Source organism: Paractinoplanes ferrugineus (genome assembly GCF_016862195.1).
Classification (GTDB): Bacteria; Actinomycetota; Actinomycetes; order Mycobacteriales; family Micromonosporaceae; genus Actinoplanes; species Actinoplanes ferrugineus.
Genome location: NZ_BOMM01000066.1, coordinates 1 through 9,828 on the forward strand (window position 1 = coordinate 1; position 9,828 = coordinate 9,828).

The window sequence follows — 9,828 nt, forward strand, 5'->3', positions numbered from 1 at the left end:
CCGCCCCGCGCCGCGCCGCCCCGCGCCGCCCCGCGCCGCCCCGCCACGCGCCGCCCCGCGCCGCGCCGCCCCGCGCCGCCCCGCCCCGCCCCGCCCCGCCCCGCGCCGCCCCGCGCCGCCCCGCCACGCGCCGCGCCGGAACACGCCGCCCCGCCACGCGCCGCGCCGGAACACGCCGCCCCGCGCCGCCCCATGCCGCGCCGCGCCGCGCCGCGCCGCCCCGCGCCGCCCCGCGCCGCGCCGCCCCGCGCCGTGACGGCCCGCGCCGTGACGGCCCGCGCCGTGACGGCCCATGCCGCGCGGGGCCGCGCTGGGGCGGGCGCCGGCGGGATGCCGGGAAGGGAAGCGGAATGCGTCTCATCATTTGTCATCTCATTGACGGGCTTCGTGATGACGGGCAGTGTTGGGGCGTTCGCCCACTGTGGAGATGCCGATGAAGGTCGCTGTGGATACCAGCCTCTGCATCGGGTCGGGGACGTGCGCGCTGACGGCGCCCGCGGTTTTCGATCAGGATGCGGATGAGGCATTGGTCGTTGTGCTCGATGGGGCGCCGCCGGAGCGGGAGCGGGAAGCGGTTGAGCTTGCCGTGCAGAGTTGCCCGGCGGCGGTGATCCGGATCCTGGAGTAGGTGGGTCCGGCATGCGGCATGCGGGGGAGACTGAGGTGTCGCTGGTTCTGGTGGCGGCAGAGATGTTCGGGCGGGATGGGTACGCGGCGACCTCGCTCGACGGGGTGGCGGCGGCGGCCGGGGTCAGTCGTGGGGCGGTCTATCACCATTTCGGCACGAAGTCTGCGCTCTTCCGGGACGCTCTGGTCGATCAGCAGCGGCGGCTGGCGGAGCGGTTCGCCGCGGCGTCGTCGGTGCGGGTGGGGTGGGATGCCGTACGGGCCGGCTGCGCGGTGGTGCTCGACGCCTATCTTGACCGGTCGCTGCGCCGGCTGTTGCTGATCGACGGTCCGGCCGTGCTGGGCTGGCAGGAGGTCCGGTCGATCGAGGACGGGTTCGCCGGCGAGTTGTTGCGGCGTGGGCTGCAGCGAGCGGGCGACGAGGAGGATGTCGAGGCGCGGCTGGCCGTGCTGCGGGGGGCGCTCGTCGAGGCGGGTCTGCTGCTCGCCCGGGACGAGGATGCGCTGCCCGCGCTGACCCGGGAGATCGAACTGCTGATCAGCATGTTCGAGCGAAACCCGACTCCGGCATAGCTTTTCATCTACTCGAAACAAAACTACAGTCGTCGATGTGTGGGAGCGCTCCCAACACTCACCTCCCCAGCAGGAGTGCAAATGCGACGACGAGGAATTGCCCTGGCGGTGGCCGGTTCGGTGGCCAGTGCCGGACTGATCGTGGCGGCGGCCTCCACCGCGTCCGCGGCCACCGCTTGCGCCGTGGTCTACACCGCCAACTCGTGGAGTGGTGGCTTCACCGCCGACGTCAAGGTCGTCAACAACGGCTCCCCGGTCTCGTCCTGGACCGTGGCCTGGTCGTTCGGCGGGAACCAGAAGGTCACCAGCGCCTGGAACGCGAGCGTCACCCAGTCGGGCACCGCGGTCACCGCGACGAACGTCGCCTGGAACGGCAACCTCGGCACCGGCGCCTCGGCGAGCTTCGGTTTCCAGGGCACGTTCACCGGCAGCAACCCGATCCCGATCGCGTTCACCCTGAACGGGGTCGCCTGCGGGGACCAGCCGACACCGCCGCCGACCACCCCGGCCACGACCGCGCCGACCACCCCGCCCACGACGACGCCGACCACGCCGCCGACCACCGGGCCGACGACCCCGCCCACGACCCCGCCGACCTCCACCCCGCCACAGAACTGCGGGACGGCCGCGGCCTGCGAGGGTTTCGAGGCACAGACCGGCACCGCGCCGAGCGGTAACTGGTCGATCAGCACGCCGGACTGTTCGGGGGCCGGCACCGCCACGATCGACCGGACCACGGCGCACTCCGGCAGCACCTCGTTGAAGATCAACGGTGCCGAGGGCTACTGCAACCACGTCTTCGCCAAGAACACCGCGATCTTCGGTACGACGAGCACGGTCCGGTACGTCCGCTACTGGGTGCGGCACACCACCGCCCTGCCGGCGTCGCACGTCACCACGGTGGCGATGACCGACTCCCGCGACGGCAACAAGGACCTGCGGTTCGGCGGGCAGAACGGGGCCCTGCAGTTCAACCGGGCCTCGGACGACGCGACCCTGCCCGAGCAGAGCCCGGCCGGCGTGGCGCTGTCCACCCCGCTGCCCACGAACACGTGGAACTGCGTCGAGTTCAAGGTCGACGGCGGCAACGGCACGATCGAGACCTGGCTCAACGGAACCTCGGTCCCGGGCCTGCTCGAGGACGGCACGCCCACCCACGACATCGACAGCCAGTGGCTCAACAAGACCTGGCGGCCCGCCCTCACCGACCTCAAGCTCGGCTGGGAGAGCTACGGCCAGGGCACCGACACCCTCTGGTACGACGACGTGGCGGTGAGCGCGACGCGAAACGGCTGTTGACGAATTGTTGCCGGGCCGGCCCGGGGAAACCCACCATGGAAGCCATGCGGATCGTGCACCTGGGCCTCGGGAACTTCTTCCGGGCCCACCAGGCCTGGTACACGTCGGTCGCGCCGGAGTCGCGGGACTGGCCGATCGCGGCTTTCACGGGGCGGTCACCCGAGGCGGCCCGGCAACTGAACGCCCAGAACGGCAGATACACGCTTCTCGTACGGGGTCCGGAACGTGACGAGGCGCAGATCATCGGGACGGTGGACACCGCGTACGCGGCGAATGACCATCAGGCGTGGCAGGCGCACCTCGCCTCGCCCCGCACGGCGCTGGTGACGTTGACGGTGACCGAGGCTGCCTATCTTCGCGAATCGGGCGGCGGTCTGGCCGAGAGCCGGGCCGCCGCCGACGTGTCCGCCTGGCTGCACGGCGAGCCGGTGCGGAGCGTGCCGGGCCGGCTGACGGCCGGGCTGGCCGAGCGGCGCCTGTCCCGAGGCGGACCGATTGCGATCGTGCCGTGCGACAACCTGCCGGCCAACGGGGAGGCGGTCGCGAGGGTGGTTCTCGACTTCGCCTCGCTCGCCGAGCCCGCGCTGGTGCCCTGGATCAGGGACAACGTGTCGTTCGTGTCGACGATGGTCGACCGGATCACCCCGCGCACCACCGCCGGCGACCTTGAGGCGGCGGCCTCGCTGACCGGTTTCGACGACGCGATGCCGGTCGTCACCGAGCCCTTCACGGAGTGGGTGCTCGACGGGGTCTTCCCGGCGGGAAGGCCCGGCTGGGAGGCCGGCGGGGCCCGGTTCGTCTCCGACATCACCGCGCATGAGCAGCGGAAACTCTTGCTGCTCAACGGTGGTCACTCGCTTTTGGCGTACGCCGGGAGTGCGCGCGGCCACCAGACCGTTGCCGACGCCGTCGCCGACCCGGACTGCCTCGCCTGGCTGACGCAGTGGTGGGCGGAGGCGAGCCGTTACGTGCCGCTCCCGCCGGACGAGATCATGGCCTACCGGCAGGCGCTGCTGGTCCGCTTCTCGAACGGGCGCATCCGGCACACCCTCGCGCAGATCGCCGCCGACGGTTCCCAGAAGATCCCGATCCGGGTCGTCCCGGTCCTGCGCGGCGAGGTCCGGGCCGGCCGCCTCCCGGTCGGCGCGATCCGGGTCCTGGCCTCGTGGATCGGCCATCTTCGCGGGGCCGGCGCCCCGGTCGACGACGCGGGGGCGGCCCTGTTCGTCGAGCGCGCGGGGAACGTACGCGATCTGCTTGCTCTTCTTGCTCCTGATCTTGCGACGAACGAGGCGCTGGTGGCCGCGATCGAGGAAGCCACCCGTTAGGCCGTGGTCAGGCGCACCTCGGTGAACGCGCGGAGCACGAACGTCGGGCGGTGCACCGGCTCGGCGGCGAGCCGGAGCGTCGGGGCGTGGTCGAGCAGGGCGCGCAGGGCCGCCCGCAGCTCGATGCGGGCGAGCGGGGCGCCGAGACAGAAGTGCAGGCCGGCGCCGAAGCCCAGATGCGGGTTGGGGTCGCGGGCGAGGTCGAAGCGGTCGGGCTCGGCGAACACAGCCGGGTCGCGGTTGGCCGCACCGAGCAGGGCGGCGACCTGTCCACCCGCGGGAATCGGGACGCCGGCGATCGTGACGGGTGCGGCCGCCGTGCGTACGAAAAGGTGCAGTGGCGGGTCGTAGCGGATCATCTCCTCGATCGCGGTCGCCTCCAGGCCGCGGTCCGCGCGTAGCCGGGCCAGTTGGGCCGGCTGCTTCAGCAGGGCGACCACACCGCCGCCGAGAGCGTTCACCGAAGCCTCGTGACCGGCGTTGAGCAGCAGGATCGCGGAGGCGACCAGTTCGTCGCCGGTGAGGCGGTCGGTGCCGTCCCGGGCCGCGACCAGGTCACTGAGCAAGCCATCGGTCTGCCGCGTCGCCAGGTGACGGACGTAGTCGGCGAAGTCCCGGCAGGCCTCCAGGGCGGCCTCCTCGGCGGCCGTCGTGCGGGAGACCTCGTACATCTTGACTATCGCGGCGGACCACGGCCGAAGCTTGTGGCGGTCCGGGCGCGGGACGCCCAGCAGCTCGGCGATCACCGTGACGGCCAGCGGTTCGGCCAGCTCGGTGAGCAGGTCGAAGGTGTCCCCGGCGGCCTCGAGCAGGGCGGTCGCCTCGGCGGCGACGGCCGGGCGCAGCCGCTCCACGTGACCGCGGCCGAACGCCTTCGCCACCAGCGAGCGCAGCCGGGTGTGATCGGGCGGCTCGTTCTCCATCATCTGGTTGCGGTGCAGCAGGTTGAACGGCTCCCACCACTCGGCCGGCTCCCGGTCCCGCCAGAACCGCCCCAGCCGCCGGTCGCGGAGCACGGCGTCGGCGGCGGCATGGCTCGCGGCCAGCCACATGCCGGTCGGCTCGTGCCGGCTGACCGGCGCCTGCGACCTCAGCTCGGCCAGCGCCGGATAGGGGTCGCGCAGAAAATCCGGGTCCTCGAAGTCGATCACCTGAAGCACCGTAGCCGGACGCGCCCCGCGGACGCGCCCGGCGCCTCGTCACGCGGCCGAGCCCACCCAGACGTACGTCTGCGGCGCGACCGAGACCGACGTGCGGAACAGCGACTCGACCCGGGCCTTCTCGGTCGAGCTCGGGTTCGCGTTGGTGCACGCGACCGGGGCACTGCTGCCCGACATGAGGTCCGAGCAGAGTCCGGTCCGGTTGTCCGGCAGCCCGAGGATGTGCCCGAACTCGTGGGCGGCGATCCGTGGCTTGTAGTAGCCGTCGTTCACCGCTTCCCGGCCCATGTACCAGCGTCCGTTGCCCAGCGACGTCGAATAGGTGCGCGGCCAGCCGTTGTCGGCGTACACCCGGATGTTCACGGTGTGCCCCGACGTCCAGGGCTGCAGCTTGACGTTGGCGACCGAGGCGTTCCAGATCTGCGCGCCTTGATCGACGACCGACTTGAACTCCTGCGCCTGACTGGCGTCGTAGTACAGGATCCGGGCCGCCGCCGAAGCCGCCGACGCCGAGACGACCTGCACGCCGACAAGCGCGAACACGGCGACCAGAGCGGCCGCCCACCTTCGCAGAAGCATCTTCGTCCTCCCAGGGGGGTTGGGGGTATCTGCCTGACACCCTATGAAGACAAAGAAGATCATCAATCTAGTACGGCCATATCAGTTGCCCTCTCCCGCCGATACGATGCCGCTCCGCGAAGGCCGGCGCCTCATGGCCGGCGTCGTCGACGGACCGTTTCCCCGGAGACCCCCAGGTCCGCCCGAGCGGAGTCGTAGAAGGCCGTTCTCGCGTCGTTCGACTCCTCCCGCGCCGCCATCCATTCGTCCAGGTCGAGGCCGTCCGAACTTGCCACGTGCTGCATCTGCCAGATCGATTCATGCCAGCGGCGGGCGGCGGAGATGGTGGCTTCCGAGCCGAGCAGCAGGACGGTCTCCCACTTCACCGCTCGAATCATGCTCACTCGCGACATCTCCGCGCTGACCTCCTCCAAGGTCATGTCCGGTCCGAACGCGGGGAGCCCTCGACAATGCGCGAAGTGCATCGTCCACTGATAGGTCTCCTTGACCGCGCTGCCGTATTCCGCGTACGCCAGGGACTGCTTTTCGCTTCGCCTGAGGTCTCGATCTCTTCGCCATTTCGAGCGCTCGTTCGCGGACGACGTCAGATAGGAGGCGAGAGCGCCGATCGCGACGCCGGCGAGGGTGGGAATCTGCTGCCACACTTGATCCACTTAGCCCGCTTTCGGCCGGGGAGTCCGATCCTAGGCAGGAGTTGCAAGGGGCTTGAGGTGGAGTGCACTCCAGCTTCTAGGGTCAGTTCCCAGAGGCTACGAAGGGACATGACTGTGCAGACCAGGGATTTCGGCCGGCTCGGGCCGATCAGCGCGCTGACCCTCGGCGGCGGGGGCATCGCCGGCGTCTGGGGGCGGACCGACCGGGCGGAAGCCGTCGCCACCGTCCGCGCCGCCATCGACGGCGGCATCACGATGCTCGACCTCGCGCCCAGCTACGGCGTGGACGCCGAGTCGGAGCGGGCGGCCGGCGAGGCGCTGCGGGGGCACGCCGCCGACCACGTGCTGGTCACGTCCAAGGTGCAGGTGCCGGACGACGAGGGAGACTTCGCCGGGCGGATCGGCCGCAGCCTGCGGGCCAGCCTCGACCGGATCGGTCGCGCTCACCTCGACCTCTTCGTGCTGCACACGCAGCTGCGACCGCGGGACGGCGGTGAGCCGCTGAGTGACAAGATCGGCTGGCCGCAGTACGAGGACGAGGTCGTACCCGAGTTGGAGCGGCTACGCCAGGCCGGCCTCATCCGCGCCTGGGGTATCACCGCGGTCGGCCACCCGGACAGTGTGCTCGCGGCCCTGCGGAAGGCACCCCGGCCGGACGCCGCCCAGGTGATCATCAACCCGCTGGACATGTCCGGCGACATGTGGCCGTGGGGCGACGTACCCACCGCCAACGACGAGATCCGCCGGACCGCCAACGACAACGACATCGCGGTCATCGCCATCCGCGCCGTCGCCGCCGGCTCACTGACCTCGGCCCTCGACCGCGCCGTAGCCCCGGACCACCCGGCCGCCGTCGACTTCGCCCGCGCGGAGCCGTTCCGCAAACTTGCGGCCGAGATGGGGGAGACCCCCGCATCGCTGGCCCACCGCTACGCCCTGAGCACCCCCGGCGTCGCCACCGTGGTGCTCGGCGTGAAGAACCGTGCGGAGCTGGCCGAGTGCCTCGCCGCCGAGGCGCGCGGCCCGCTGACCCCCGACGAGTTGGCCGCAGTCACCCGCTGACCACACCCGCCGCCTGCCGGGTGCGCGCCGCTCTGCCGGGTGCGTGCCGCTTTGCCGGGTGCGTGCCGCTCTGCCGGTTGCGCGCCGCTCTGCCGGTTGCGCGCCGCTTTGGCGGTTGCGTGCCGCCCTGCCGGGTGCGTGCCGCCCTGCCGGGTGCGTGCCCGCCCTGCCGGGTGCGCCGTCCTGCTGGGTGTGCGCCGCCCTGCCGGGTGCGATGCCCGTTGACGTGCGCTGCCCGGTGCCGCGCGGCGCTGGTCGGCGCGCTGCGCTGGTTAGCGGGTGCGGCGCTGGTCAGCGGGTGCGGCGATGGTCAGCGGCGCCGGGCTGGTTAGCGGCGCCGGGCTGGTCGGCGGTGCGGCGATGGTCAGCGGGTGCGGTGCGGGGTTGGTCGGCGGGTGCGGCGGGTCAGCGGCCGGCCAGGTCCCGGATGGTGTCCATCGCTTTGAGGCGCTCCGCGCCCTTGCCGAGGGCGCCGTCCGGGATGATCAGTTCGGCCAGGCCGATCTCGCGGTATTCGGCGAACGTGTCGGCCAGTTTGGCGGGGGAGCCGCCGATCACCGGTGGGCGGCCGCCGTGATCCGGGAGTTCGCCGTCGACCACGACCAGGGCCTGTGCGGTTCGCTCGATCGTTTTCGGGTCGCGGCCGATGGCGGCGCAGTGCTGGTCGAGCACCTGGGACTTGTGTGCGATCAGCTCCGGCAGGCCCCAGCAATTCCACATGTCAGCGTATTTGGCGACAATTCCCAGCATGCGCTTCTCGCCCTTGCCGCCGATCAGCAGAGGCAACTGCTTCTGCTGCGGTTTCGGTTCCGCGACGGCGTCCACCACCTGGTAGAACTGACCGTCGACAGTGGTGCGGGTCTCCCGCAGCAGACCGGTCATCACCTGCAGCGCCTCTTCGAACTGGTCGAGCAGGCGGCCCGGGCGGGACAGCGTGATGCCGTACTCGCGGTGCTCGTTGATCTGCCAGCCGGCCCCGACCCCGAGGATGAAGCGGCCCCCGCTGATGTGGTCCACGGTCGCGGCCATGTTGGCGAGCACGGCCGGGTGCCGGTAGGTGTTCCCGTACACCAAGGTGCCGATGCGCACTCGCGGAACCACCGCGCCGAGTGCCGCGACCAGCGAACCCGCCTCGAGTACCGGGAATTTCAGGTCGTCGTCGTCATTCGGCATGAAGTGGTCGGCGATATAGACGCTGTCCCATCCGGTGGCGGCGCCGTGCTGGGCCACCTCGAGAATTTCCGTGTACGGCTGATGGGCCCCCGGCCAGATCGCAATGCGCATGATCGGAGCCTACGTGGTGCCCGCCGCCGCCGAGGGCACGGCAAGTGACAGCAGGGCGAGGGCGTCCGCCGACGGCGATCCCGGTGCGGCCTGGAAAACAACGAGCCGCTGTCCATCGTCGACGGTCAACACCTCGGAATTCAGATCCAGGCGTCCGACGGCCGGGTGCGAGAACGAGCGCTGGGTGCCACTTTTGACGCGTACGTCATAGTGCGCCCACAATTCCCGGAAATCCGCATCGACCGCGCCCAATTCCGCCACCAGGTCTTCGGTTTGTGCAGGTGGGACCGTTCGCAGGTGGGCGACGCAATCCTGCGCCATCCGCTGCCACGAGACCACCACCCGTCGGGCATTCGGATGCCGGAATATGTAACGGACGATGTTCCGCCGCCCGCGCGGCCATTCCGACAAGCCGTCGAGCAGCGCCAATCCCTCGGGATTCTCGGCGAGGATGTCGCTTCCGGGCGTCAACACGAAGGCAGGCGCCGGCCGTACGGTCTCGAGCAGCTGCCGAAGCCCGGCCCGAGCCGTCACCGGTGCGGGCCGCCCAACGCCGCCCCGTCGCCCACCGGCAAGCCGACGCAGATGCTCCCGCTCGTCCTCGTCAAGCCGAAGCGCACCCGCGAGCGCATCCAGGACGGCCGCACTCGGATTGCTGTCGCGCCCCTGCTCAAGACGCACGTAGTAGTCGACGCTCACCCCGGCCACCGCCGCAAGCTCCTCCCGCCGGAGCCCCGGCGTCTGCCGCCGCCCACTCCCAGCCGGAAGCCCGACGTCCCCGGGCCCGATCCGCGCCCGCCGACTCCGCAGAAACTCCCCAAGCTCATTCATCCGCTCGAACCCTCCCCTCCTCGCGCCTCGCCCACCCTCCACCACAGCCTCGCGCCGCCCACCAGGTGCCTCCGCCTCGCCGCGACCGTGACGTTGCGCTGCCTGCCCGCCCGGCCGCCCGCTTGCCTCCGCCTCGCCGTGACCATGACGATGCAGTGGCCGCCGTGTGCCTTCGCCCAACTGCGGCCGGGAGCTGTGCCGACCGCCGCGGAATCGGTCGCCGTGTCAGTCTTCCAGCTGGACGGATTCTGAGCCTGGCCCTGTCACTCCTAGGCCCGCGATCCCAGGCCCGCGATCCCAGGCCCGCGATCCCAGGCCCGCGATCCCAGGTTCGCGGTCCCGGGAGGTGCGGTCCCGGGAGGCGCAGTACGAGGAGCTGCGGTCCCGCGAGCATGCCCGGCACGGCCAGGACTAGGACGGCCAGGACTAGTA

Annotated in this window: 10 protein-coding genes; 5 read left to right on the top strand and 5 right to left on the bottom strand. The window is 71.3% G+C overall.

Annotated features, from left to right (window positions below; all coding sequences use genetic code 11):
• Positions 1-433: 433 nt before the first annotated feature.
• The 4 genes from Afe05nite_RS36015 to Afe05nite_RS36030 all read left to right on the top strand — a co-directional run bounded on the left by Afe05nite_RS36015 (position 434) and on the right by Afe05nite_RS36030 (position 3,827).
• The gene (locus tag Afe05nite_RS36015) at positions 434-628 is read left to right on the top strand and encodes a ferredoxin (RefSeq protein WP_239118454.1); all 195 of its coding nucleotides are present in this window, start codon (positions 434-436) and stop codon (positions 626-628) included.
• Between the two features lie 35 nt (positions 629-663).
• Positions 664-1,200, top strand: a complete 537-nt coding sequence (locus tag Afe05nite_RS36020) for a TetR/AcrR family transcriptional regulator (protein WP_203821784.1) — start codon at positions 664-666, stop codon at positions 1,198-1,200.
• An 81-nt stretch (positions 1,201-1,281) separates the two neighbouring features.
• Positions 1,282-2,499: a cellulose-binding domain-containing protein gene (locus tag Afe05nite_RS36025; RefSeq protein ID WP_203821785.1), complete on the top strand. Its 1,218-nt coding sequence runs from the start codon at positions 1,282-1,284 to the stop codon at positions 2,497-2,499.
• A gap of 44 nt (positions 2,500-2,543) precedes the next feature.
• On the top strand, positions 2,544-3,827 hold the full coding sequence (locus tag Afe05nite_RS36030; RefSeq protein WP_203821786.1) for a mannitol dehydrogenase family protein: 1,284 nt from the start codon (positions 2,544-2,546) through the stop codon (positions 3,825-3,827).
• On the opposite strand, the gene Afe05nite_RS36035 is transcribed toward Afe05nite_RS36030, so the two are convergent.
• The 3 genes from Afe05nite_RS36035 to Afe05nite_RS36045 form a co-directional block, all read right to left on the bottom strand.
• Positions 3,824-4,978 carry a cytochrome P450 gene (locus Afe05nite_RS36035; RefSeq protein ID WP_203821787.1) on the bottom strand — a complete coding sequence of 385 codons (1,155 nt, stop codon included), beginning with the start codon at positions 4,976-4,978 and terminating at the stop codon, positions 3,824-3,826. The two genes, Afe05nite_RS36030 and Afe05nite_RS36035, sit on opposite strands and share 4 nt — an antisense overlap.
• Positions 4,979-5,026: 48 nt before the next feature.
• Positions 5,027-5,566: a snapalysin family zinc-dependent metalloprotease gene (locus Afe05nite_RS36040; RefSeq protein ID WP_203821788.1), complete on the bottom strand. Its 540-nt coding sequence runs from the start codon at positions 5,564-5,566 to the stop codon at positions 5,027-5,029.
• A 131-nt stretch (positions 5,567-5,697) separates the two neighbouring features.
• Positions 5,698-6,219, bottom strand: a complete 522-nt coding sequence (locus Afe05nite_RS36045; RefSeq protein WP_203821789.1) for a hypothetical protein — start codon at positions 6,217-6,219, stop codon at positions 5,698-5,700.
• Between the two features lie 114 nt (positions 6,220-6,333).
• Here Afe05nite_RS36045 and Afe05nite_RS36050 point away from each other — a divergent pair, with 114 nt between their 5' ends.
• Positions 6,334-7,281, top strand: a complete 948-nt coding sequence (locus Afe05nite_RS36050) for an aldo/keto reductase (protein ID WP_203821790.1) — start codon at positions 6,334-6,336, stop codon at positions 7,279-7,281.
• A gap of 405 nt (positions 7,282-7,686) precedes the next feature.
• Here the strand turns inward: Afe05nite_RS36050 and Afe05nite_RS36055 are convergent, their stop codons facing one another.
• The gene (locus tag Afe05nite_RS36055) at positions 7,687-8,565 is read right to left on the bottom strand and encodes an LLM class flavin-dependent oxidoreductase (protein WP_203821791.1); all 879 of its coding nucleotides are present in this window, start codon (positions 8,563-8,565) and stop codon (positions 7,687-7,689) included.
• A gap of 9 nt (positions 8,566-8,574) precedes the next feature.
• Positions 8,575-9,396 carry a helix-turn-helix transcriptional regulator gene (locus Afe05nite_RS36060; protein WP_203821792.1) on the bottom strand — a complete coding sequence of 274 codons (822 nt, stop codon included), beginning with the start codon at positions 9,394-9,396 and terminating at the stop codon, positions 8,575-8,577.
• Positions 9,397-9,828: the final 432 nt, after the last annotated feature.